General features: G+C 71.6%; 19 protein-coding genes. 6 read left to right on the top strand and 13 right to left on the bottom strand.

Annotation, left to right across the window (positions count from 1 at the left end):
• Window positions 1-29: 29 nt before the first annotated feature.
• On the top strand, window positions 30-1,574 hold the full coding sequence (locus LNW72_RS04230) for a GMC family oxidoreductase N-terminal domain-containing protein (RefSeq protein WP_250974102.1): 1,545 nt from the start codon (window positions 30-32) through the stop codon (window positions 1,572-1,574).
• A gap of 55 nt (window positions 1,575-1,629) precedes the next feature.
• On the opposite strand, the gene LNW72_RS04225 is transcribed toward LNW72_RS04230, so the two are convergent.
• From LNW72_RS04225 to LNW72_RS04220, 3 genes are all read right to left on the bottom strand, one after another.
• Window positions 1,630-3,606 (bottom strand): FUSC family protein, encoded by a 1,977-nt coding sequence (locus LNW72_RS04225; RefSeq protein WP_250974101.1) that lies wholly within the window; start codon window positions 3,604-3,606, stop codon window positions 1,630-1,632.
• Window positions 3,607-3,779: 173 nt separating this feature from the next.
• The gene (locus LNW72_RS41065; protein ID WP_285369262.1) at window positions 3,780-3,908 is read right to left on the bottom strand and encodes a hypothetical protein; all 129 of its coding nucleotides are present in this window, start codon (window positions 3,906-3,908) and stop codon (window positions 3,780-3,782) included.
• 214 nt (window positions 3,909-4,122) lie between these two features.
• A complete protein-coding gene (locus tag LNW72_RS04220) occupies window positions 4,123-4,971 on the bottom strand; it encodes a helix-turn-helix transcriptional regulator (RefSeq protein ID WP_250974100.1) in 849 nt (282 codons plus the stop codon).
• A 158-nt stretch (window positions 4,972-5,129) separates the two neighbouring features.
• On the opposite strand from LNW72_RS04220, the gene LNW72_RS04215 reads away from it, so the two are divergent.
• Entirely contained in the window at window positions 5,130-5,486 is a 357-nt protein-coding gene (locus LNW72_RS04215) for a nuclear transport factor 2 family protein (protein WP_250974099.1), read from the top strand.
• Window positions 5,487-5,531: 45 nt separating this feature from the next.
• Here LNW72_RS04215 and LNW72_RS04210 read toward each other — a convergent pair whose 3' ends face one another.
• Genes LNW72_RS04210 through LNW72_RS04200 form a run of 3 tightly spaced genes read right to left on the bottom strand, consistent with a single transcriptional unit; the run spans window position 5,532 to window position 7,839 of the window.
• Window positions 5,532-6,527 carry an ABC transporter permease subunit gene (locus LNW72_RS04210; RefSeq protein ID WP_250974098.1) on the bottom strand — a complete coding sequence of 332 codons (996 nt, stop codon included), beginning with the start codon at window positions 6,525-6,527 and terminating at the stop codon, window positions 5,532-5,534.
• Window positions 6,524-7,438 (bottom strand): ABC transporter ATP-binding protein, encoded by a 915-nt coding sequence (locus LNW72_RS04205; RefSeq protein WP_250974097.1) that lies wholly within the window; start codon window positions 7,436-7,438, stop codon window positions 6,524-6,526. The genes LNW72_RS04210 and LNW72_RS04205 overlap by 4 nt, the downstream gene beginning before the upstream one ends.
• Window positions 7,435-7,839 (bottom strand): GntR family transcriptional regulator, encoded by a 405-nt coding sequence (locus LNW72_RS04200; protein ID WP_250974096.1) that lies wholly within the window; start codon window positions 7,837-7,839, stop codon window positions 7,435-7,437. The genes LNW72_RS04205 and LNW72_RS04200 overlap by 4 nt, the downstream gene beginning before the upstream one ends.
• 210 nt (window positions 7,840-8,049) lie before the next feature.
• Here LNW72_RS04200 and LNW72_RS04195 point away from each other — a divergent pair, with 210 nt between their 5' ends.
• Together LNW72_RS04195 and LNW72_RS04190 are read left to right on the top strand one after the other, a co-directional pair.
• On the top strand, window positions 8,050-8,424 hold the full coding sequence (locus LNW72_RS04195) for a DUF488 domain-containing protein (RefSeq protein WP_374117398.1): 375 nt from the start codon (window positions 8,050-8,052) through the stop codon (window positions 8,422-8,424).
• A gap of 201 nt (window positions 8,425-8,625) precedes the next feature.
• On the top strand, window positions 8,626-9,321 hold the full coding sequence (locus LNW72_RS04190; protein ID WP_250974094.1) for an alpha/beta fold hydrolase: 696 nt from the start codon (window positions 8,626-8,628) through the stop codon (window positions 9,319-9,321).
• 117 nt (window positions 9,322-9,438) lie between these two features.
• Here LNW72_RS04190 and LNW72_RS04185 read toward each other — a convergent pair whose 3' ends face one another.
• Entirely contained in the window at window positions 9,439-10,218 is a 780-nt protein-coding gene (locus LNW72_RS04185) for an SDR family oxidoreductase (RefSeq protein ID WP_250974093.1), read from the bottom strand.
• Between the two features lie 107 nt (window positions 10,219-10,325).
• On the opposite strand from LNW72_RS04185, the gene LNW72_RS04180 reads away from it, so the two are divergent.
• Window positions 10,326-11,684 (top strand): RNA polymerase subunit sigma-70, encoded by a 1,359-nt coding sequence (locus LNW72_RS04180; RefSeq protein WP_250974092.1) that lies wholly within the window; start codon window positions 10,326-10,328, stop codon window positions 11,682-11,684.
• Window positions 11,685-11,802: 118 nt separating this feature from the next.
• A complete protein-coding gene (locus LNW72_RS04175; protein ID WP_250974091.1) occupies window positions 11,803-12,570 on the top strand; it encodes an SDR family oxidoreductase in 768 nt (255 codons plus the stop codon).
• A 168-nt stretch (window positions 12,571-12,738) separates the two neighbouring features.
• Here LNW72_RS04175 and LNW72_RS04170 read toward each other — a convergent pair whose 3' ends face one another.
• The 6 genes from LNW72_RS04170 to LNW72_RS04145 all read right to left on the bottom strand — a co-directional run bounded on the left by LNW72_RS04170 (window position 12,739) and on the right by LNW72_RS04145 (window position 22,447).
• Window positions 12,739-15,756, bottom strand: coding sequence for an acyltransferase family protein (locus LNW72_RS04170; RefSeq protein ID WP_250974090.1), 3,018 nt, complete (start codon window positions 15,754-15,756; stop codon window positions 12,739-12,741).
• Window positions 15,757-15,771: 15 nt separating this feature from the next.
• On the bottom strand, window positions 15,772-17,448 hold the full coding sequence (locus LNW72_RS04165) for a glycosyltransferase family 2 protein (protein WP_250980014.1): 1,677 nt from the start codon (window positions 17,446-17,448) through the stop codon (window positions 15,772-15,774).
• 185 nt (window positions 17,449-17,633) lie between these two features.
• Window positions 17,634-18,173 carry a hypothetical protein gene (locus LNW72_RS04160; protein WP_250974089.1) on the bottom strand — a complete coding sequence of 180 codons (540 nt, stop codon included), beginning with the start codon at window positions 18,171-18,173 and terminating at the stop codon, window positions 17,634-17,636.
• Between the two features lie 285 nt (window positions 18,174-18,458).
• Window positions 18,459-20,045 carry a carboxylesterase/lipase family protein gene (locus LNW72_RS04155; RefSeq protein WP_250974088.1) on the bottom strand — a complete coding sequence of 529 codons (1,587 nt, stop codon included), beginning with the start codon at window positions 20,043-20,045 and terminating at the stop codon, window positions 18,459-18,461.
• Window positions 20,046-20,095: 50 nt separating this feature from the next.
• On the bottom strand, window positions 20,096-21,001 hold the full coding sequence (gene surE, locus LNW72_RS04150) for a 5'/3'-nucleotidase SurE (protein WP_250974087.1): 906 nt from the start codon (window positions 20,999-21,001) through the stop codon (window positions 20,096-20,098).
• A gap of 201 nt (window positions 21,002-21,202) precedes the next feature.
• Window positions 21,203-22,447 (bottom strand): MFS transporter, encoded by a 1,245-nt coding sequence (locus LNW72_RS04145; protein ID WP_250974086.1) that lies wholly within the window; start codon window positions 22,445-22,447, stop codon window positions 21,203-21,205.
• Window positions 22,448-23,132 lie beyond the last annotated feature (685 nt).

Below are 23,132 nucleotides of genomic sequence, written 5' to 3'. Positions count from 1 at the left end.
CACGCACTGTGAAACGAGGAAGAACTGACATGGACGAGTTCGACTATGTCGTGGTCGGTGGCGGAACGGCCGGCGCCGTGGTGGCCGCCCGGCTGACCGAGGACCCGAGCGTCAGCGTCTGCGTGCTGGAGGCCGGGCCTTCCGACGTCGGTGACGACAACATCCTGCGACTCGACAAGTGGATGGGGCTGCTGGAGTCCGGCTACGACTGGGACTACCCGGTGGAGCCGCAGGAGAACGGCAACAGCTTCATGCGGCACGCCCGCGCGAAGGTGCTCGGCGGCTGCTCCTCGCACAACTCCTGCATCGCCTTCTGGGCACCTGCGGAGGACCTCGACGAGTGGGGCGCGCTGGGCTGCACCGGCTGGAGCGCCGCGGAGTGCTTCCCGCTCTACCGGCGGCTGGAGACCAACGACGCGCCCGGCGACCACCACGGCCGCTCGGGCCCGGTCACCATCCGCAGCGTCCCGCCGAACGACCCGTGCGGCACGGCACTGCTGGAGGCCTGTGCGGCGGCCGGCATCCCCACCACACCGTTCAACACCGGCACCACCGTGGTGCGCGGCGCGCACTGGTTCCAGATCAACGCCCGTGAGGACGGCACCCGCTCCTCGGCGTCGGTGTCCTATCTGCACCCGATCCTCGGCAAGCGGCCCAACCTCGAGGTCCGCACCGGTCTGCAGGCCAAGCGGCTGCTGTTCGACGCCGACAAGCGCTGCACGGGCGTGGAGTACCTGGCGCCCGACACCATCCACTCGCTGGCGGTCGGGGCGCGGCGCGAGGTGATCGTGGCCTGCGGTGCCATCGACTCGCCCAAGCTGCTGATGCTGTCGGGCATCGGCCCGGCCGGGCACCTCAAGGACTCCGGTGTGGACGTCCTCGCCGATTCCCCCGGAGTCGGCTCCCACCTCCAGGACCACCCGGAGGGCCTGGTCATGTGGGAGGCGAAGCGGCCCATGGTCGCCACGTCCACCCAGTGGTGGGAGATCGGCATCTTCACCGACACCCAGGAGGGCCTGGACCGGCCGGACCTGATGTTCCACTACGGCCAGGTGCCGTTCGACCTGAACACGTACCGCTACGGCTACCCGACGACCGAGAACGCCTTCTGTCTCACCCCGAACGTCACCCGGGCCCGGTCGATGGGCACCGTCCGGCTGCGGACCCGCGACTTCCGGGACAAGCCGCGGGTCGACCCGCGGTACTTCACCGACGAGCACGACGTGCGGGTGATGACCCACGGGCTGCGCCTCGCGCGGGAGATCGTCGCGCAGTCCCCGATGGCCGACTGGGCCGGTGCGGAACTGGCCCCCGGTCCCGCGGCCACGTCCGACGAGGAACTGCTGGACTACATCCGCAAGACCCACAACACGGTCTACCACCCGGCGGGCACCGTACGGATGGGTGCGGTCGACGACCCCGAGTCGCCGCTCGATCCGCAACTGCGGGTCAAGGGCGTCACCGGGCTGCGGGTGGCGGACGCCTCGGTGATGCCGTTCCTGCCGGCCGTCAACCCGTGCATCACGACGATGATGATCGGCGAGAAGTGCGCCGACATGATCAAGTCGGCCTGATCCCCGGCGGTCGCCACCCCCCGGCACCTGTCGTCGCCGTCGCGTGACCGCGCTGTCAGGGGTCGGGGGAGGTGATCGCCCGCGCGGCGCTCACCTCCTGGCGGAGCGGGGCGAGGACCCCCTCCTCGTCCCCCGCCAGCTCGGCGCGGACCTCGATCAGCCGGTCCGAGCTCCGTACGCCGACCGCCAGTTCCCGCAGGTGGAGCGCGACCGCTTCGACCTCGGCGGGCGCGGGGTCCGGCGCGCCGTGGTTGACGCGGACCCGGGCGGCGGTCGTCGCGTCGACGATCCGCTCGACCGCGACGACCAGCGGCCACCAGGCGGCGGCCCGGTTTCCGGTGGGCGGCGGTTCGGTCAGCGCGCGCTGGAACTCCGTGCGCACGGTGGACAGATCACGGTAGAGGCGGCGTCGTTGCCGGGTGCGTGAGGCGTGGTCGGTGGCAGGTCCGAAGGCGGTCTCCACATAGTGCGCGGTGTCTTCGACGGCACTGGCGAGCCGGTCCCCGATACGGGTCTGCCAGCTCTCGGGCCACAGCAGATACCCCGCGATCAACGCGATGCCGCACCCGATGAGGCTGTCGACGAGGCGCGGGACCACCAGCGCGAACCCCTGGTGGTTGAGAACGTCGGAGAGCAGCAGGATCACCGGGGTGATGGCCGCCGTCTGGTAGGCGTACCCCTTCGCCGACGCGGCCGGGATCAGCGCCGCGAGCAGCACGAGCGCCAGCACGTCCCACCAGCCGCGCGGCACCTGGCTCAGCACGGCCGCCGCGGTGACCAGGCCCACCGCCGTACCGAGTGCGCGCAGCACGGCGCGGGAGAAGACCGAACCGAAGTCGGGCTTGAGGACGAAGGTGACGGTGAGCGCGACCCAGTAGGAGCGGGGCACGGCGATCAGTGAGACCAGGCCCTGGGCGATCCCGATGCAGAGCGCGAGCCGCAGACCGTAGCGCCAGGACCCCTCGGAGAGCAGCACGTTACGGGTCGCACGGCGGACCCGGATGCGCAGCGCGGCCGGCAGGCCGAGGCGGTCGTCGACGTTGTACGGGTCGGGGTCCGTCTCGTACACGACGGTGGCGGCGTGGCGGAGCGCGACGTCGACGGCGAGTTCGGAGGGTACGGGCGGAGCACTCGCCGAGGGGCGGGTGCCGGGTGCCGGGCGGGCGGGTCCGTCCGCGCCGGGTGGTCCGGCGTCCGGCCGCCCCGTAGTGCCCGTCTCGACCGCGTCGGCCAGGTCCCGTACGGCGGCGGGAATCCCGGCGGGCAGCGGTGCGCCGTGCAGATGGGCGGCGGGCGCCGCCTCGACGAGCGGGATCAGCACGTTGAGCGCGGACAGGAGCCGTACGAACGGGCCGCTGCGACCGTGGGCTCGGGCGCGCCGGGCGAGGATCAGGTCGTACGACGTGTCGAGGGCCTGGGTGACCGCCTGCCGCTTGGCGTCGTAGGTGTCCTTGCCCGCCGCTTCGAGGAGATCCGCGACCGCGCGGTAGGCGGCTCCGACGGCGGCGCGCTCGGGTTCCTGTCTGCGGAACGGCCAGGCGAGCAGGGCGAGGAACAGCACGAACAGGCCGCCGCAGGCGAGCAGCAGCGGGGCCTTCCACCACGGCCCCGGCAACGGGAGCCCGGCCCCGATCACCGAGTTCAGCAGAAGCAGCAACCCCGATACGGAGGCCACCGCGCCGATGGTCGACATCATCCCGGAGACGAGCGCGATCAGTGTCAGGGCGCCGACCGCCAGCCAGCCGTGACCGAAGACGATGGTGCCGAACATGACGCCGAGGGCACCGAAGAGCTGTGGCACGGCGATGTTGAAGACCCGCATGCGGTAGGCGTCGGCGGTGTCGCCGATGACCCCGGACAGGGCTCCCATCGACACCAGCGCCCCGTACGCAGGCTGTCCGGCGGCCAGGCCCACGGCGAGCGGCGCCGCCATGGCGATGCCGGCGCGGCCGACGGCGGGCCAGGGGATGGGAGCGGTCTGCGGAGTGAGTGTCCTGACCAGCCAGGCGGGCGGGGCGAGGCGGCTTTGCATGGGCCCATTATCGGTGTCCGGGCTCGGGGGCTGCCGGGGGCTCCGCGGGGCCAGTCGTGCGCGAGGAGGGCGGCCGGCAGCCGGTGCGGTCTGCGCGGCGCGGCAGTCGGTGCGGTCCGGGCGGTCCGGGCCGTTTGCGGGATGCCGGGGGGAAGTCCGGCATCCCGCTCGGGTCAGTGACCACCGGCTCCCGGTGCGGTGGCCACCAGCGCGGACCACTCGCGGTCGTACTGGCCGGGCACTATGCGCCCGGCCTGGTGCCACTGCAGGGCGAGCGCGGCATAGATCGGAGGCCCGTCCACAAGAAGAACCGATTCTTCGGCCGTGCCGTCGCCTGTCCTCCGCCGCCGGCCGGTCGGAACCCCGGCCTCCTGGATCGCTGTCACGCCCGACCAACGACCTCGCACCGGACAGGCAATCCCCCTCGGCCGCCCTTCACCCCACCGAGTGCACGAGGCGCCGTGAGCATGATGCACCGGCACGCCCCTCGTACGGGTGATCGATGTCCGGGCCGGGTCAGCCGCTGTCCGGCCGCGGCCGGCCGGCGCGGCCGACGGCGTGCAGCGACCCGAGGAGGGCGAGGGAGTCGGCGTTCGCACTGCCCGGCTCGGCGGTACCGACCAGCAGATACTGCCCGGGCGCACTCTGGACGTCGAAGCTCTGGTACGCCAGCTCGATCCGGCCGACGTCCGGATGGTTGAAGACCTTGCTCCTGCTGCCCAGACGGCTGACGTCGTGGTGGTGCCACAGCGCGGCGAACTCCTCGCTGTCGGCGAGGAGTTCGGCGACGACCGCGGCGATCCCGGGGTCACTCCGGTCGTAACCCGCGGCCAGCCGCAGCGCCTCGACCGAGTCGCTCGCGACGGACTGCCAGTCGGCGAAGAGTTCGCGGGCGGCGGGATCGTGGAAGAGCGAGCGGATCATGTCGCGAGGGTCGGTCAGCGGTGACAGCAGAGCGTCGGCCAGTGCGTTCGAAGCGAGGATCTCCAGACGGCGGTTGGTGACGTAGGCGACGGCCGAGGGAAAGGCGTCCATCAGTTGGAGCAGGGCGGGATCCACCAGGTCGGGACTGCCGGCGGGTACCGCCTTCGGCACGAGACCGGCGAGCCGGTACGCGTGCCAGCAGGCGTCGGCGTCCAGCCGCAGAGCCCGCGCGATGGCGTCGATGACCTGACCGGACGGGTTCCGCTCCCGGCCCTGCTCCAGACGGGCGTAGTAATCGGCGCTCACCCCGGCCAGGACGGCGACCTCCTCGCGCCGCAGTCCGGCGACCCGACGCGCTCCGGAGGACGGAATCCCCACGTCAGCGGGTTTGAGCCGGGAGCGGCGAGCCCGCAGGAATTCACCCAGTTCATGACCGCTCATCCATGCATCGTACGTCGCCCGATCCTGGGAGTGGCGCACCCAGGAAGCCTCGTCCTGCCCTGTCGGCGGGATGTGGCGCATGCTCGGAACCGCGGTGGACCGCGCCCACCGCGCCGCCGAACCGCCGAATGACACAGGAACGAAGGAACGAAGCAGCGATGGTAACGAAGCAGCAGGTGGAAGCGTGGGTCGAGAGCTACGTGCGGGCCTGGAGCACCGGCGCGGCGAAGGACATCAAGGCCCTCTTCACAGCGGACGCGGAGTACCACGAATGGCCGTACGCGACCGATTGGAACGGACGTGACGAGATCGTCGAGGGGTGGCTCGGCCGGGAGCCGTGGCAGCAGGGCGGCTGGACGTTCGAGTGGTCCCTTCTCATGATCAACGGAGACACGGCGGCCATCCGGGGCACCGGCGTCTACAAGGAACTCGGCACCTTCTCCAACCTCTGGACCGTGACCTTCGACAACCGCGGCAAGTGCACCGTGTTCCGCATGTGGAACAACGAGGTGTGACGCCCGATGTCTGACGCCTGGTCTGACGCCTGGTCAGGCGTCTGGTCAGGCGACGCGGCTGATGCGGCGGACGGCGAGCCAGAGCAGCAGGGCGGCCAGCGCGATGAAGATGCCGGTTTCGATGCCCTGGAACGCCCAGAAGCGGTCACCGGGCTGGAAGCGCTGCCAGTTGTAGGCGCCGCGCCCCAGACCCATCTGGCTCAGACAGCTGTCGGCGTCGGGGAGTCCCGGGGCCGCCTTGGTCCCGACCGACGGACACCCCACCTGGCTGTTGCTCATGACGGCTCTGCCGCCGGCGTCCCGCACGCCCATGGAGGACACCCAGTTGCTCAGGGACGGGTTCGGCTGCAGGTTGCCGCTGACCGCGTAGGTGAGGTTGCGCGGGGCCATGTAGTGCATTCTGGCGAGGAGTTCGATGCCGATGCGGACCACGAGGAACCCGCCGAGAGTCACCGCCATGGCGGGCATCACCTTGCGCCAGACGGTGCCGGCGAAGATACCCAGTGCCACCGCGAACAGGGTGTAGCCGATCGGCGCGATGCCCTGCACATCGAAGAAGATGTAGGTGAACCGCCCGTTGCCGATGGTGGCCAGAGGTTCCGACCACCAGGAGACGCCCAGCGCGTACACGACGGCGAGGAGCGTCGTGGCCCCGCCGATCAGGCCGAACTTGGCCACTGCCCAGTGCCGACGGCTGACTCCCTGCGTCCACACCAGCCGGTGGGTGCCGTGCTCGACCTCCCGGGCGACCAGCGGGGCGCCGAAGAACAGCCCGACCAGGAGCGGCAGAGCCACGAACAGCACGCTGATGAAGGGCATGGCGGCGAACTGATTGGAGAACTCGGTGCTGAGCTTGTGACAGTCGTTGTGGGAGACGAGCTCGGCCGAACCCAGCTTGGACAGACAGGCGGCCAGGCCGGAGCTCTTGATGGAGTGGTGCATCCGCAGCCCGGTGGGCACCACGAGGGCGGCGAGCAGCGCGAGGGCGATGACGGTGAACAGGGCCTGCTTGCGGTGCTGGCGCCAGGTGAGCCAGATCATGCGGTCACATCCATCGAGGTGCGGGCCGGGCGGGCGGCGGCGGTGAGATAGGCCAGGACGAGGTCTTCGAGGGTCACTTCGTGCTCGGACCACGCGAGGTCGTCGAGCGGGCGGCCCTGGGTGCGCACGAGCAGAGTGGACTGCCGGTCGGTGTGGCTGGCGCGGACGACCTTCGCCGGACCGGGGATCGCGTCGGTCCCGGTGCGCGGGCCGACCCACGTCCGGTGCTCGGCGAGCAGATCGTCGACGGGGCCGGCCAGTTGGACCTGAGCCGTCTGCAACACGATCAGGTAGTCGCAGGTGCGTTCCAGGTCGGTCAGCAGATGCGAGGAGAGCAGGACCGTGGTGTCGGTCTCGCCGACCGCGCCCATCAGCGTCTGCATGAACTCATGGCGCGCCAGCGGGTCGAGACTGGCGATCGGCTCGTCGAGCAGCAGCAGGCGGGGCCGCTTGGCGAGCGCCAGGGCCAGCGCGACCTGGGCGCGCTGCCCACCGGACAGTTTGCCGACCGGCTTGTCCGGCGGGAGGTCGAGCTGGGCGAGCCGGTCGCGGGCGAGGGCGGCGTCCCAGCGGCGGTTGAGCTTGCCGCCCATGGTGATCAGGTCGGTGGTGGTGAAGTCCTCGTAGAGCGGGGTGTCCTGGGCGACGAAGCCGATGTCGGCCAGCACCGAGGGGTTGTCGCGCGGGTCCTGGCCGAAGACCCGTACCTGTCCGGAATCCGGCCGCAACAGGCCGACGGCCAGGTGCAGCAAGGTGGACTTGCCCGCACCGTTCGGTCCGACCAGTGCGGCGATCCGCCCGGCCGGCAGCTGCAGTGAGCAGTCGCGCAGCGCCCAGGTACGCCCGTAGCGCTTGCCCAGGGCGTCCGTTTCCAACGCCGTGTCCGTCATGTGTGCTCCCACTTCGCTCATGAGATGTCCTTGGGTGCCGGGCCGTCGAGGGTGGCGCGCAGGGTGGTGTCGATCAGGGCGGCGATGTCGTCGCGGGGCAGGCCGGCGGCCTGCGCCTTGCGAAGCCAGATCACCAGGTCCTCGCGCAGGTCGGCCTGGTTGACCAGCGACGGTCCTGCCAGCGTGCGCACGATGAAGGTGCCCACGCCGGGGCGGCCCTCCGCCAGACCCTCGATCTCCAGTTCCCGGTACGCCTTCAGGACGGTGTTCGGGTTGATCGCCAGCGACTGGGCCACCGCCCGCACCTTGGGCAGCTGGTCGCCCGGCTCCAGCAGTCCGACCCGTAGCGACTGCTTCACCTGGAGTACCAGCTGCATGTAGGTGGCCACCCGCGAGCGGCCGTCGAGCACGAACTCGATCACCAGTGTTCTCCTATTGTCCTACGACAGTAAGACAGGATCCTCAGGGCACTTCGCACTGTCAAGGCCCAACAACCGGAAGGGCGGACCTCGTTGATCCGCCGAAGGACTTCGGCGGCGCGGTGCGGTCGCGTCGCCCCTGGTCGCCGGTGGTGTCGCAGGCCGGGCCCGGGCGGTGCAGTGTGGAACGCAGCCACCGTGAGGAGAGCGATGATGTCGGCGAACGGCGATGTACGGGTGCGTCGGATCTACGAGGAGCCGGCGCCGGACGACGGTGCCCGGGTGCTGGTCGACCGGCTCTGGCCGCGTGGGCTGACCAAGGCCAGGGCGGCCCTCGACGAGTGGTGCAAGCAGGTGGCCCCGTCGGCGGAGTTGCGTCAGTGGTACGGCCACGACCCGGAGCTGTTCACGGAGTTCGGCCGGCGATACCGCGCCGAACTGGAGGAACCCGAACGGGCGGCCGCGCTGGCGCACCTGCGCGAGCTCGCGGGGGAGGGGCGTCCGCTGACGCTGCTCACGGCGACCAAGCGCCCGGAGATCAGTGAGGCCGAGGTGCTGGCCGGGCTGCTGGGCGGCCGAACCCGCTGATCCGCGGGAGGCTTCCTGATCTGCGGGGCCCATCGATCGGGCCCTGATCTGCGGGGCCCCCGGGTCTGCGGGGGACTCCCTGATCCGCTGGAGAACGTCCGAAGGGCCGGAAGGCGGCGTATGCGGGAGGAGGGGTCGGGTGTAGCGTGTGCTTACACGTGTAACTCAGGGGGTCGCGGGCCGGCCCGGGGCAGGAGAATCATGAAGCTCAACGTCCATGAACGCGGTGACGGCGACAAGGTCGCGCTGCTCATCCACGGCGGCATGTCGGACTACCGCACCTGGCACGCCGTCGAGGACGATCTGATCGCCCGCGGCTACCGCGTCATCGCTCCCGACCTGCGCGGACACGGCCTCAGCCCGCGGGGCGAGTACCGGCCCGAGCTGCTGGCCGACGACCTGGTGGAGAACCTGCCGACCGGCGCGGACCTCGCCATCGGCCACTCGCTCGGCGGTCTGTCCCTCGCGCTCGCCGCCGACCGGCTGCGGCCGGCCCGCGCGGTCTACTCGGACCCGGGCTTCCGGCTGGAGAACATGCCTCCGAACGCGTCGGCGTTCATGCTGGCCATGGTCGCGAACGCGACCGGCGACAGCGTGCGCGCGATGAATCCGCGCTGGTCGGACGCCGATGTCGCGGCCGAGCTGGCGGGGTTCGCCCTCTTCGACCGTGACTTCTTCGCGCTCACCGAGAAGGGCACGGCCCTCGGATACCTGCCGGCGAGCGCCGTCGTGCCGTCGCTGGTGCAGCTCGCCGATCCCAGCCTGTGCATCAGCCCGGAGAACGCCGAGGAGCTGCTGGCCAACGGGTTCGAGATCCGTACGGTCAAGGGCGCCGGGCACTGCATCCACCGTGACGACTTCGCCGGCTTCATGGCGTCGCTCGACGGCTGGATCTGACCGCGACCGGGGACCGTGGATCGGTGGTGAACGGGCCGGGGAGCGGTGCCGGCCCGTTCACCAGCACACCCTGACCCGGTTCCGGTTCCTGTTCCGGCTCGGGTTCCGGCTCCGGTCTCAGTGCACGGAGAGACCGCCGTCGACGAAGATCGCCTGCCCGGTGACGTAGGCCGACGCGCGGCTCGCCAGGAACACCGCGGCGCCCGCGAAGTCCTCGGCCAGGCCGTTGCGCCCCACCATCGTGCGGGCGGCGAGCGCCGCGACCTTCTCGGGGTCCGACGACAGCCGTTCGTTGAGCGGCGTCATCACGAACCCCGGTACGAGCGTGTTGCACGTGACGCCGGACGGTGACCACGCCTCGGCCTGTGACCGGGCCAGCGACTCCAGCGCCCCCTTGGAGACGCCGTAGGCGCCGCTCTGGACGAACGCCCGGTGGGCCTGCTGGGAGGTGATGTGGATGATCCGCCCGAAGCCCCGCTCGGCCATCCCGGGACCGAACCGCTGCCCCAGCAGGAAGGGGGCCTTGAGGTTCACGGCCATCGTGGTGTCCCACACCGCGTCGTCGAGCTCGCTCATCGGCGGCCGCAGATTGATGCCCGCGCAGTTGACGAGGATGTCGGGTTCCCCGAACACCGCGGCCGCCTCGTCGGCCGCCGTTCGGACTCCGTCGCCGGTACTCAGGTCGGCGCTCACCCAGGCCGCCCGGCAGCCGTCGGCCGCCAGCTCGCCGACCGTGGCGGTGAGCTCCTTCTCGCGGCGCGCCACGATCACGACGCTCGCTCCCGCCCGGGCCAGTGACCCGGTGATGGCCCGGCCGATGCCGGAGCTGCCGCCGGTCACCACGGCCACGCGGCCGTCCAGCGAGAACAGGTCGGAGAGATATCCCTGCGAGATCATCCCAGCACCCTAGATCGCGCACCCGCGAGGGTGACGCCCGGGGCGGTTTCGATCGGGCGCGGTGCAGTCCGGTGGGGGAGCGGGGAAAGGTCTCTAGGGTGTGAGGCATGACGGGGAAGTGTCAGATCTGCGGGGAGCCGATCGAGGCCGGTGGGCGGTCCGGCAGGGCCGCGGTGTACTGCTCCCAGGCGTGCCGGCAGCGCGCCTACCGGGAGCGGCGGCAGCCGGCCGGGGTCCCGGCCGAGGAGCTGGTCACGGATATCGGGGACCGGGTGCGGCGACTGCGGCTGGCTCCCGCACTCGCGTTCCACGCCGACGTCGAGTCGCTTTCGGCGGCGTTCGCACAGCTCCGGCGGGTGGCCCGCCAGGCGCGCGAGGAGTCCGCCACGCCAACCCCGACACCGGACCCGACCCCGACACCCGACCCGGCTCCGACGGCTCCCGCCGCGGCCGCCGAAAACGTCACACCCGACCGCGTGACGATTCTCGGTGAGGACGGCTTCGCCGCGCTCACCGAGGAGCACCGGCGGGAGCTGCGGGTGCACTGCTACCGCCTGCTCGGTTCGTACGACGAGGCCGAGGACCTCACGCAGGAGGCGTTCCTGCGGGCCTGGCGGGCCCGCGAGACGCTCGCCGACGTCGGCAATCCACGGGCCTGGCTCTACCGGATCGCCACCAACGCCTGTCTGGACTTCCTGCGCAGGCACAACCGGCGCCCGACCACATACGAGCCGGTGCCGGGCATGGACTCCGGTGACGGGCCCCCGCCGCCGCGGCTGCCGTGGCTCCAGCCGTTCCCCGACGACCAGCTGCCCGAGACGCCCGCACCCCAGCACGAGCCGGACGAGCAGGCGGTGGCGAGCGAGACCCTGGAGCTGGTCTTCCTGACCGCGATCCAGCAGCTTCCGCCACGGCAGCGGGCGGCCGTGATCCTGCGCGACGTCGCCGGATGGTCCGCCCAGGAGGCCGCCGACCTGCTGGGCGGCAGCCTGGCCTCGGCGAACAGCGCCGTCCAGCGGGGCAGGTCGGCGCTGCGCGAGGCGCTGCCGGGGCGGCGCGAGGACTGGACCGCGGCGGAGCCGAGCGCCGAGGACATGGCGCTGCTGCAGGGCTACATGGAGGCCGCCGCCCGCTGCGACATCGACGCGATGACGGAGCTGGTACGAGCGGACGCGGTGCTCACCATGCCCCCGAACCCCTTCTGGTTCACCACCCGCGAGGCGCTCTTCGCGTTCGTCCGGCCGAACCTGGATCCGGCGTCGCCGATGTTCGCCGGGTACTGGAGGCACCTGCCCGTGCGCGCCAACGGCCAGCTCGCGGTCGCCGGCTATCTGCAGCGGCCCGGCACCAGCGTCTTCCGGGCCCAGCTGATCGACGTCCTGCGGGTGGAGGAGGGGCGGATCGCCGAGATCACCACGTTCGAGCCGCACCTGTTCACCGCGTTCGGGCTGCCGATGACGCTCTGACGAGCCGGCGACCGACGGGGCGGCGACTGACGAGCCGGCGACCGATGAGTTTCCGCGTCGGGTACGTCGTATGGGGTGACGGGCGCACGGAGCGCCCCTGACCGAGGGATTGAGAACCATGCTGAAGAACAAGGTCGCGGTGGTCTACGGCGGAGCCGGCTCGCTGGGTTCGGGAGTCGCCGAGGCGTACGCGGAGGCCGGCGCGCGGGTGTTCCTCGTCGGCCGTACGGAGGCCACGCTGAAGAAGGCCGCCGCGGAGGCCGGCGCCGAGTACGACGTGCTCGACGCCCAGGACGAACAGGCCGTCGAGGCCCACGCGGCCTCGGTGGTCGAGCGGGCCGGCCGGCTGGACGTCTCGGTCAACCTCGTGCCCAGGGGGGACTTCCAGGGCGTGCCGCTCATGGACATGACGCTCGAGGACTACACCCGGCCGGTCGTGCGGGGCATCGCCTGCCAGTTCATCACCGCGCGGGCGGCCGCCCGCCGGATGGTGCCGCAGGGCTCGGGCGTGATCCTGTCGCTGAACAGCGGGTCCGCCAACGGCAGCCCGATGATGGGCGGCACCGCCGCGGCCGATGGCGCGCTGGACGCGCTGATCCGCCAGTTCGCCCAGGAGATCGGTCCGGCCGGAGTCCGCGTCTGCGGGATCTGGACCGCCGGAGTCGCCGACAGTCTGACACCGGAGAAGCTGGCCGCGGCGGGCGCCACCGGTATGGACGAGGCCGCCGTGCAGGGGCTCGTCGGACATCTGGACAGCATGCGGATGACGAAGCGCTCGCCGCGGATCGCCGACATCGCCGCGCTGGCGACGTTCCTCGCCTCCGACGCCGGGATCTCCATCACCGGCACCTGGGTCAACGCCACCGCCGGAATGTTCCCCAGCTGACCTCCGCTGACGGACCTCCCTCTGGCGGACCTCCCGCAGCAGGCCCCTCGCCGTCCGCGACGGCGGGGGTCAGAGGTGGTTCCGGCAGGGCAGACCTGTCCCGTGGGCGAAGCACCGCCGGCCCGCACGGTGGTGGTGACCGTGCGGGCCGGCGGACGGACGCACCCGTCAGGAGTGGGCGGCTCCCCGGGCCGAGACGGCGACGTACTGCACGCGCATCGGATGGCCCGGCTCGGTGGCGGGACCCGCGGGGGCTCCGAGCGCGGCGGGGAGGTTGCCGCCGACGGCCACGTTCAGGATCAGGAACAGGCCGTGGTGCACGGCGTCGTCCCAGGTCCTGGGATCCATCTGAGCCGCTGTGACCTTGTGGTACTCGCGTCCGTCGAGGTACCAGCGCACCTGTTCCGCACCGGCGGTGAGGTCGACCTCCACCGCGTAGGAGTGGAATCCCGTCCGGCAGTCGGGGCAGGACCGGTCCCCCGATCCCAGCCCCTGCGGCTCCTTGCAGGGGCCGCCTTCGAGCGTGCCGCAGTGCATCGTCCCGAAGACGGAGTCACGGCCGCTGACGTTCTCCATGACGTCGAGCTCACCGATCGCGGGCCAGCCGGTGTAGCCGTTGCGCAGTCCGGAGCCCAGGGTCCAGAAGGCCGGCCAGTAGCCGGCCGCCGCCGGTCCGGTGACGTCGGGCAGCGCGATCGACGCCTCGATCCGCAGTACCCCGCCGGGCGGTGGGGCGTAGTCGGAGCGCTTGGACTCGATACGGCCCGAGGACCACTGGCCGTTCTGCAGCCGGGGCACGATCTCCAGCGCGCCCTTCCCGTCCAGCCGGACGTTGTCCGTCGAGTCGGTCATCGTCTCGATCTCCCCGGTTCCCCACTGGGCGGCCGGGCAGCCGGGATAGCAGGTGCCGAGGTCGTACTGCCACTTCGAGGCCGACGGGCGGCTGCCGGCCGGTCCGTCGAAGTCGTCCCTGAGGAGCTCGGTCCACCGGCCGGAAGGCACCGCGGCGCGGTCGGGGAGACCGCCCGCGTCCGTCAGCAGCCGCTCCAGCCGGGGTGTCAGTACGGTGGCGGCGACGTTGGTCAGATGTGCGTCGTCCCGGTACAGCAGGATCCGTTCCAGTACCGCCGGGCAGGTGGCACCCGCTCCGGGACACAGCACGGAGTTCACCTCGACGGCCCGCACGCCCGGGACACGGCCGGCCGCGATCGATGCCGCGAGCGGATCGGGCCATTGCGCGGCGGCACGGTCGAACGCGCAGGTGTCCGGGTCCTTGGTGTGTCCGGAGACGCAGGCCGGGATGTCCGTCCCGGGGATCGGGGTGTCCTGGATGTAGACGATCGGCACCCCGAGGGCGCGCAGCGGCGACAGGGTCTTCTCCCAGGCCGCGGTGAGGAGCTTCCGGTCGTCGGTGTAGCGGTTGAGGGACCCGACGACGATGAGTCTGGGCTTCGGACCCTGGCGCAGCCGGGCCAGGCTGTCCGCGCGCCAGGTGTCGCACTCGGTGTACGTTCTGCCCAACTGGGGGTTCCGCACCGTCAGTTGTGGCAGCGGGCAGCCCTGCTTCACCAGTTCCTGCAGCGCCCAGCCGCGTTGGGCCGCGATGCCCAGCAGCGGGGAGAACCACTGGCCGGCGTGCGAGTCCCCGAGCAGGACGATCCGGTCCGGGCTCGCGGTCGCGCCGAACAGGCAGGGCGGGCTGGTGGTCGCGGTGGGCGCCACCTCGCACGCGCCGTCCGGCGGGAAGTCCTTGCGGGCCTGGACGGCGCCCGGCACCGGTGGGCCGTTCTCGAGCGGGGTACCGGTCCGCAGCAGCAGCGACCTGCCGTCGGCCGCGCCCGGCGGCAGTCCCTTCAGGTCGAACGCCGGAGCCGACGCGAGCAGGTTCATCGTTCCGGTGCCGACCACCAGCGCCAGGACCACCGGCAGGACGACCGCCGCGATCCCCAGCGCGAGTCCGCGCCGCGGGAATTCGGAGACGGTCCTGCTGCGGCGCAGCGGCTGTTCGACCCAGCGCATGGTCGCGAGGGCGGGCAGCGCGGACGCCACGGTCAACGCCGCCCTGGCGGGCCAGCCGAGCGTTCCCAGCCGGGCTTCGGCGAGGACGAGGACCGGCCAGTGCCACAGGTAGAGGGTGTAGGAGAGGCGGCCGATCGCCCGCGGTATCCGGCCGCTCAGGATCCGGCCGACACCGTATGCGGTCGCCCCTTCCGCCGCGTCCGCGTCGCCGGTCCCCGCCAGGATGACCGCGGCGGTGGCGAGCGTCGGCACGAGCGCCGCGTATCCGGGGTACGGGGTGGCGCCGTCGTAGCGCACCACGCACCACACGATGGCCGAAGCTCCGGCCCACCCGGCCACCAGACGAATGAGGGACAGCCCCCGCAACCGGTGCCATGGCGTCAGTGCCAGCAGCGCCCCGACCCCGAACTGCCAGGCGCGGGACGGTGTTCCGAGGTACGCCAGCGAGACGGAGGTGTGTGTCCAGTGCAGTGCCAGGAGGAACGAGCCGAGCGTCAGCAGCGCGGTGACCGCGAACACGGCCGACCGCACGGCCCGGCCCCGGCGGGACGTCCTGAGCACCGCGAAGACGATCAGGGCGAGCAGCGGACCCCAGAACAGATAGAACTGCTCCTCCACGGCGAGCGACCAGAAGTGCAGCAGCGGGCTCGGATCGCGTCCCGCGGCCAGGTAGTCGGTCTGCTCGGAGACGAAGCGCCAGTTGGCCGTCGACAGTGCGGCGGCCAGTACGTCGTACTCCAGGTCGGTACGGCGCAGTGGGACGGTGAGCCAGGCGGCGGCCAGCGCGGTCGCGCCGAGGACCACGGCCGCCGAGGGCAGCAGCCTGCGGGCCCGGCGGGAGAAGAACTCCCCGAGCCGGATGCGGCCGGTCGTGGCCGCCTCACGGATCAGCAGCCCGGTGATCAGGTAACCGGAGATGACGAAGAAGATGTCCACACCGACGAACCCGCCGGTCAGGCCGGGCAGTTCGGCGTGGAAGGCGAGCACCGCGAGGACCGCCGCGGCGCGCAGGCCCTCGATGTCGGGGCGGAAGCCGGGAGCGGGGGGCCTGGAGCCGGTCGGGCCGGCCTTCCGGAATCGGTCTCGTGCGGAGCCCGGCCCAGGGGTCGGACGGCTGGAAATGTTTTCGGTTTCCGGATGCCGGTCCGGAACCGTGGTGGAAGGCATGGGTGTGATGGCCTTTCAGCTCAGCCAGGGAAGCATGGGACTGACCCATCCGGAGGCGAGCAGCGCGGTGAGCAGGAGCAGTGAGGTGGCGGCCAGCGCTTCGGGCCAGCGCCGGGGCAGCATGCCGGGGCGGCCCGGGCGGGCGGCCCGTAGAGCCCTGGGCCCGGCCTTCACGGGACGCAGTTCGGCGATCAGATCGCGGACCAGCGGGAGGCCGATCTGGCACTGCACCAGGAGGTACAGGCCGAGACCCCAGTTGGGCCACCATCCGTTGCGGGCGACGGAGAGGGCGAGACCGGCCGCCGCCGCGCCGATGGATCCGCAGAGCCAGGCGAGCGAGATCAGCACGACTTTGCGTGCCATGCCGCTGGGCTTCACCCGTCCGGCGCCGGTCGGCACCCAGGCGGCGCTGTGACCGCGCAGCGTGTGCAGGAACGCGGCCGCGGCGGCGACACTCGTCAGGACGTTGGCGCGGATGACCTCGACCCGCCACCGGGTGTGGCTGATCCGGGGCAGCAGCACATGCCAGAGCCACAGCGGCGCGAGCAGCGGCAGGACGTGCCAGGGACGGATCTGGTCCGGGTACCAGAACATCATCACCAGCGGCGGCAGCGGCGCGGCGAACGTGTTCACCGCGGCGGTCAGATAGCCGACGATGCCCTCGTAGAAGCACAGGCGCATCCGCCAGGGCGCGCCCATGCGCTGGAGGTCGGAGTTCCTGATCAGGTGCAGGTTGCCCATCGCCCAGCGGTACTGCTGGTTCACGAAGGACGAGAGATTGTCCGGCGAGGTGCCCTTGGCGACCAGCACCGGGACGTAGAGGGTGCGGAACCCCCGCTCGTAGAGGGCGAGTCCGGTGTACAGGTCCTCGCTGTGGTCGAGCTTGGCGAACCCGCCGGCCGCGTCGATCGCGGTGCGCCGGTAGACCGCGTTGCTGCCGCAGCAGATGGCCGCGTCACTGGCGTCCCGGGAGGGCTGGATCCACCGGAAGAACCACTCCTGGGCGGAGCCCGCGGCGCGCTGGATCCAGTCCATCGACTCGTCGGTGTCGAAGCACTGCGGGCTCTGGACGATGCCGATGCCGGGGTCGGCGAAGTACGGCACCAGGTGGTGCAGGAAGTCCGGCCGGGGAGCGAAGTCCGCGTCCAGGATGGCGATGTACTGCCCGCTGCTCACGGTGAGCGCGTGATTGAGGTTGCCGGCCTTCTTGAGGTGCCCCCGGTCCGGCCGGACGACGTACCGGTAGCCGTGCGCGGCCGCCAGAGCGGCCACTTCGGAACGGTCCGCGTCGTCCAGCACCCAGACGGTCAGCGCCCCGGCCCAGTCGACGGCCGCCACGGCCCGGTAGGCGTTCTCGAGGACGGCGAGCGGCTCACCACAGGTCGGCAGATAGAGGTCGACGTCCGGCAGTTCGGCCGGCTGCCAGGCCTTGGTCAGCACTTCGTGCGAGTGCCTGGTCAACCGCCGCTGGCGCAGGCTGTTGACCGACGAGAGCGCCAGTGCCACCAGATTGAGCACGAGGACGGCGAGGAAGGCCCACAGGGCCGGGGTTCGCAGCGCGAAGGTGAACATGGTCGCCGCCGTGAACACGAAGGCGAGTGAGGTGCAGATCAGGACCCAGCGGCGCTGCGGTCCGAAGTACCAGTAGAGCTCGTGATCCGACGGTGGTTGCGGCAGATGGTCGACGGTCAAGTGTCCCCCCACGGGCGCATGATGGACGATCCAGTGATCACCCTACTCGCAAAGGTATAGACCACTGGCGCCTCCAGCCACGGACCGGGACAGGCGTCGACATATTCATGGTGACGACAAGATTCCGCGACAGTCCTGTCATCCTCCGTTCCTCTGGGAGCGAGGTCAGGGGCCGTCCGGCAGGCTCACTCCGCGCTCCCGGGCTCTCCTCCCGCCAGTCCGCGCGCCCAGTCGGCGAGTTCGTCGAAGTCCGCCGCGAGGAGTCCGACGCTCGGTTCGATACGCAGAAGGAGGGACGGCGCGGAGTGGTGAGCGGTGACGTACTCGCGGTCCGGGACCCGGATCTCGTCGTCGATCCACGCGAACGGCCGGCCGGCGGCGTACCTGACGATGTCGTGGGTCTTGAAGTACGTGCCGTCGTCGCGTCGGGCGTGGAGCTCAGGCCAGTCGATGGCGGGAAGTTCCGGCAGACCGAGGCGCGGGCTGATCCAGCGGTTGGCCTGCGCGCCCCACGTCGTCGCCCACACCAGGTCGAACGGCAGCGCCATCAGCAGCGGGCCATGGGCGGGGTTGAGCCACACCCGCAGCGGCTTCTGCCAGGGCAGGTCCCAGCCGGAGGGCCGCGTCCGGTGCGTGGTGTAGCCGTCCGGTCGCTGGTGGGGCCGTGCCGCGAACGGGTTGAGGGGGCCGTCCACATCGATGAGGAGGAGGGGCTTCGCGGTCACGCTGACTCCTTGCCGGCTGGGTGCGGTGAGCGGCCGGTGTGCGAGGCCGGTGGACCTCCTCCCTCCGGAAAGCGGACGCCCGACTCAGCTACCCGGTCCCGGAGGGCACCAACCCATCGGTCCCGGACCGGGGGACGGATCCCCGGATCCAGGACCGGTCGTGATCAGGCCGAGCGCGAGCCGGGAACCGGTCAGGAGGACATGACCCGCCGGGGCGGCCGAACGTGCACCGCCGACCCGCACGAGAGGCGGGTCGGCGGTGCGTCCGGTCGGTGCTTCAGCCGGTCAGAGGAGCGACCTCTGGGCCGAGCGGGTGCCGTGCGCGGTCGCCGCGGCCCAGAAGCCGCACTGGTGATCCGCGGCGAAGGCGGTGGACGTACGGTCGGCCACGGGGTTCAGGGTGAGGACCGTGTGCCGGGGGCCGGCCGGCGGCCACGGTGTCTGTCCGGCCACGCCGGGGTTGCCGGAGCGGGCGAACGCGGCCCAGTAGCGCTTCATCCGGTTGCCGAGGTCGACCTGGACACCGGTCAGCGGGCGGTCGCCCATGGTGAAGTCGTAGAGGTAGGCGAGTTCGGCGCTGTGCGCGTTGGCCATGTCCACTCCCGGGACCTGCGCCCCGTACAGCGTCGGTGAGTCCGGGTCGTCGAACTCGTAGACGTACGTGGGCACCTGGCCGGCGAAGGTGTCCGCCGTCCAGTAGGTGTGGCAGGCGAAGGTGGAGTCGGTGAGCAGCGCGGACATCGCGAGGTACGGGCTGGCGTATCCGGCCAGCGGATAGCGTGCCAGCACCTGTGAGGCCGCCGGCCCGTACGTGGCCGTGATCTGGTCCGTGTACTGCTGCGCGGTCAGGTACGGCTGGGTCAGCGCGACGAAGAGCCTGCTCTCGGCGCGGTTGCCGCCGATCAGGACAGGCACCTTGTTCCAGGCCCCGGCGGCGATCGCCTCGGAGGGCTGTGCGGGCAGCAGGAGATCACCGAAAGCGGGCCCGCTCGTCGGCAGCGTGACGGCGGCCGCCGTCAGCCGGTCCGCCGGGGCGGCCCGCAGACAGGCGGCGCTCACCTTCGGGTCGGGGCAGCCGGCCGCGGCGGCGTAGCTCCGGGCCGCGGTCTCGGCCTGGGCGCGGTCGGGTGCGGCCAGCAGCGTGCACGGACCGCTCTGCAGGATGGCGCGGGAGAACAGCCCGGCGGCCTGCGGTGCGGCGAGCAGCGAGCAGACCGAGCCGCTGCCCGCGGACTGCCCCGAGATCGTGATGTTGCCCGGTGCGCCGCCGAACGTCGCGATGTTGCGCTGGGTCCACCGCAGGGCGGCGAGCTGGTCCATCAGCCCCCAGGACCCGGAACGCAGCGCGTTCTGCCGCGCCAGTTCCGGCAGCGCCAGATAACCGAGCTGACCGAGGCGGTAGTTGATGCTGACCACCACGGTATGAGTGAGGTCGGCCATGGTGCGGCCACCGAACTGGGTCCCGGTGCCCTGGCTGTAGCCGCCCCCGTGCATCCAGAAGACCACCGGCAGATCCGCTCCCTGGCGCGCGTCCCGGGGGCGGTACACGTCGAGGTAGAGGCAGTTCTCGCTGACGGCCTGCGGGTCCCGCAGCCCGAACGGTGAGAACTGCAGGCACGCGGGTGCCTGGGTCGTCGCGTCCCGCACCCCGGTCCACCGGGCCGGCCGCTCCGGCGCCCGGAACCGCAGGTCGCCGACGGGCGGCGCCGCGTACGGGATGCCGAGGAACTCCTGCGCCCCGTCATGGGCCTGCCCCCGCAGGACGCCGTCGGAGACCGCCACCACCGGCGGGCTCACTGACGCTCCGGCGGTCGGCGCGGCGGAAGCGGGCAGCGCCTGGAGGAACAGGGCGGCCAGCGCGAACAGAACCACGAGATGAAGGGGCCGTCGGGTGCGGGCCCCGGACCTTGCGGCGCGGTCGGTCACGGGCGCAGCCCGGCGAGCAGGGCGGTGGCCGCCGCGAAGTCGGCCGGGCCGCTGTTCCAGTCGGCGTTCATGGGGGCGATGGAGACCTTGTCGGCGTTCACGGCCGCCACGTCGGAGCCCTTCGCGGGAGCGAGCGGGTCGAAGGACACCGTGACCTTCCACGTGCCGTCGCCCGCGTCGGTGTAGTGCGGGGTGAGCACCGTCTGGGCGTCCTGGAAGGTGAGGGAGACACCGCGCGCGGTGCCGGTGCCGTCCGCGCCGACGATGGGGTGGTTGACGTTCAGTCCGACACCGTCGGGCAGCAGGTGCCCGGACTTCGCGCGGGCCTGCAGCCGGTCGATGAGCTTGACGGTGAAGTCGGCGGTGACGCGCATGGCGTTGAGGGTGGGCCCGGGGGCGGGCACCGAGAAACTGCCGGTGCTCACCGCGATCGCGGGGATGCCTCGTTCGAGGGCGGCGATGGCGCCACCGACGGTGCCGGAGTGGGTGGCGAAGCCCGCGACGTTGGTCCCGAAGTTGGTGCCCGAGATCACCAGGTCCGGGGCCCGGTCGGCGAACACCTGGGAGAGTCCGAAGGCCACCGCGTCGCCCGGGGTGCCGTCCACGGCCCACACCCGGGCCTCGGGGTGCTGCACCACGACGCTGGTCGCGCTCATCATCTTCGTCCCGGCGCCGCTCTGGTTCTGCAGCGGGGCGACGATGGTGACCTGATGGCCGGCGGCGGTCAGCCGGTCGTACTCGGCCCGGATACCGGGCGCGTTGTAGCCGTCGTCGTTGGTGAGCAGGATGCGCAGCGGGCCGGAGGACGCGGCGGGCTGGGCCGCGGCTGCGGGCAGCGTCACAGATGCGGCGGACAAACACAGCAGCAGGGCGGCCGATGACAGCACGTGCTGACGTCTCACGATGTTGCTCCTTTGTGTCGGGGCAGCGGTGGGACCGGCGGGTGGCGGACCGGTGGACGGTCCGCGACCCGCCGGAGTTCTTGTCGGGATCAGCTCTCCGGGGATCCGGCGGACGGCGCGGAGACCGGGGACGGGGGTGATGCCGGGGATGCCGGAGTGAGCGCCGGCAGCCGGATTGTCGGGTGGGCCGGGTCGGCCCGGTCAGCGGACGCTGCGGATGGGGAGGATCGCCAGCGCGCCCAGCAGCGACAGGGCGCCGCCGACCAGGAACAGCGGGGTGTAGCCGCCGAGGGTGGTGACGATCGCGGACGCGACGAACGGGGCGATGATCTGCGGCCCCGCGTTGGCGATGTTGAGCACGCCCATGTCCCGGGCGGCGTCCTCCGCCCTGGGCAGGACGAGCGTGACCAGCGCGGTGTCGACCGCCATGAAGCAGCCGAAGGCCAGACCGTTGAGCGCGCTGAAGACGATCATCCCGGTCCAGGTGGGGCTGATCACGGGGACCGCCATGACCAGTCCCGCGAGGGCGGCCGAGACGGCGACGAACACCTTGCGACGGTTCCAGCGGTCGGAGAGCAGACCGCCGACCACGGTCGAGACCGCCATCGCGACCATCGACACCGGAGTGAGGATCGCCATCGCCGCGGCCGGTTCCAGACCGGCGGGCAGCGCGATGTGATCGTCCAGGATGTACAGCTGGTATCCGGCGACCGAGAAGTATCCCAGCACCATCAGGGCGCGGCCGATGAAGGCCCACCGGAAGTCGTGATGGGACAGCGCCGACAGGAAGGCGGCCAGCTGTTCGCGGCGCGGTACGGCCGGTGCGGGCTCGTGCCGGGGCACGTCGCGGCAGAGCGTCGTCAGCAGCACCGCGGCACCGGCGACGAGCACGCCGAACACCAGGTAGCCGGTGCGCAGATGGTGCGCGGTCTGCGAGCCGATCAGCACGCCGACCGTGCCGCCGATCGGCAGCGCCAGCCCGACGAGTGCGGACGCCGTTCCACGGCGGGCGGCGGGAATGCGGTCGGGCACCACGGCGGTGACCGCGGCCTGGTAGACGTTCATCGTCGCCTGCACCAGGCACCAGCCGATGCCCACCAGCAGCGCGGTGTGCACACTGCCGATGAACGCCAGGCCCGCCAGTGAGGCGAAGGCACCGCCCAGGATCCAGGGGTTGCGCCGGCCGGTCCGGTCCGACAGCGCGCCCGCGATCGGGTTGAAAGCGGTGGCGAAGACCGCGCTGATGCCGCCCACCACGCCCAGGATGGCGACCTTGTGGGCGGGATCGATCGCCTCGATCTGGGTCGGCAGCAGAACAGCGCCGACACCCATGTACACCGCCAGCATGGAGGCGTTGGCCACCAGCAGCAGCGTGAGGAGTCCACGGTGTCGTGGCGTCTCCGGTGCGGGGCGGGTGGTCGGCTGGAGTACTTCGGTCGCGGTCACGGCGTCCTCCGGAGTCCGAGGGCCGCGGCCGGGGCGCGGCGGGTGCTGAGGGCGTACATGTCGACTCCTTGAGGGACGGAGCGGTGGCGTGGGACGGGAGCGGGGGAGGGTGAAGCGGCCCGGGTTCGAGCGGTGGTGGCGGGTGACCCGGGCTGTGCGGGCACGTCATCGCTGTGACTAGTTACACGTGTTATCCAACGCGGTAAGCACTGTGTAGCACCCTTCCGCTCCCCGCACCAGATCTGTTTCCGAACCGCGATACGGATCGTGATGATCGGTCGGCTCGGGATATATGCACGTGTAACTAATCTGGTTCCGGGGCGGTGCGGACGCGAGGCGCCGTGGTGAGGTGGGCCGGGGAATCCGTGCTCCCCGTCCGGGTGGGCCTGGGATTCCATGCTTTTCGTCCGTGCGGACGCTGATGCCGTGCCGCCTCGGGGTCGGCGGGGGACGGTTCCATGTGTATCGTCTTCGTTGCGACGGTCAAAAATGCGCAATGCCTACCGGCGGCGCGAGACCGCCCGGGAGCCGGGTGCACCCCAGACGCGAACGCGCGGGGACACCCTCGGCCCGCACCACCCCGTACCCGATCGCTCCGCTTCCCATCGCGCGGCGTCCCACTTGCCCCGCACCGGGGGGCCGCCACGATCCGGCCGCGCGGCGGTGATGCCCCCTGCGCACATCC

The organism is Streptomyces sp. RKAG293 (assembly GCF_023701745.1).
In the GTDB taxonomy this organism is placed as follows: Bacteria; Actinomycetota; Actinomycetes; order Streptomycetales; family Streptomycetaceae; genus Actinacidiphila.
This window is presented reverse-complemented; position numbering and strand designations above follow the sequence as displayed.

Bases quoted from the DNA above. Each gene is read 5' to 3' on its own strand.
- LNW72_RS04230 (WP_250974102.1), top strand. From the start codon at position 30: ATGGACGAGTTCGACTATGTCGTGGTCGGTGGCGGAACGGCCGGCGCC.
- LNW72_RS04225 (WP_250974101.1), bottom strand. From the start codon at position 3,606: ATGCAAAGCCGCCTCGCCCCGCCCGCCTGGCTGGTCAGGACACTCACT.
- LNW72_RS04220 (WP_250974100.1), bottom strand. From the start codon at position 4,971: ATGAGCGGTCATGAACTGGGTGAATTCCTGCGGGCTCGCCGCTCCCGG.
- LNW72_RS04215 (WP_250974099.1), top strand. From the start codon at position 5,130: ATGGTAACGAAGCAGCAGGTGGAAGCGTGGGTCGAGAGCTACGTGCGG.
- LNW72_RS04210 (WP_250974098.1), bottom strand. From the start codon at position 6,527: ATGATCTGGCTCACCTGGCGCCAGCACCGCAAGCAGGCCCTGTTCACC.
- LNW72_RS04205 (WP_250974097.1), bottom strand. From the start codon at position 7,438: ATGAGCGAAGTGGGAGCACACATGACGGACACGGCGTTGGAAACGGAC.
- LNW72_RS04195 (WP_374117398.1), top strand. From the start codon at position 8,050: ATGTCGGCGAACGGCGATGTACGGGTGCGTCGGATCTACGAGGAGCCG.
- LNW72_RS04190 (WP_250974094.1), top strand. From the start codon at position 8,626: ATGAAGCTCAACGTCCATGAACGCGGTGACGGCGACAAGGTCGCGCTG.
- LNW72_RS04185 (WP_250974093.1), bottom strand. From the start codon at position 10,218: ATGATCTCGCAGGGATATCTCTCCGACCTGTTCTCGCTGGACGGCCGC.
- LNW72_RS04180 (WP_250974092.1), top strand. From the start codon at position 10,326: ATGACGGGGAAGTGTCAGATCTGCGGGGAGCCGATCGAGGCCGGTGGG.
- LNW72_RS04175 (WP_250974091.1), top strand. From the start codon at position 11,803: ATGCTGAAGAACAAGGTCGCGGTGGTCTACGGCGGAGCCGGCTCGCTG.
- LNW72_RS04170 (WP_250974090.1), bottom strand. From the start codon at position 15,756: ATGCCTTCCACCACGGTTCCGGACCGGCATCCGGAAACCGAAAACATT.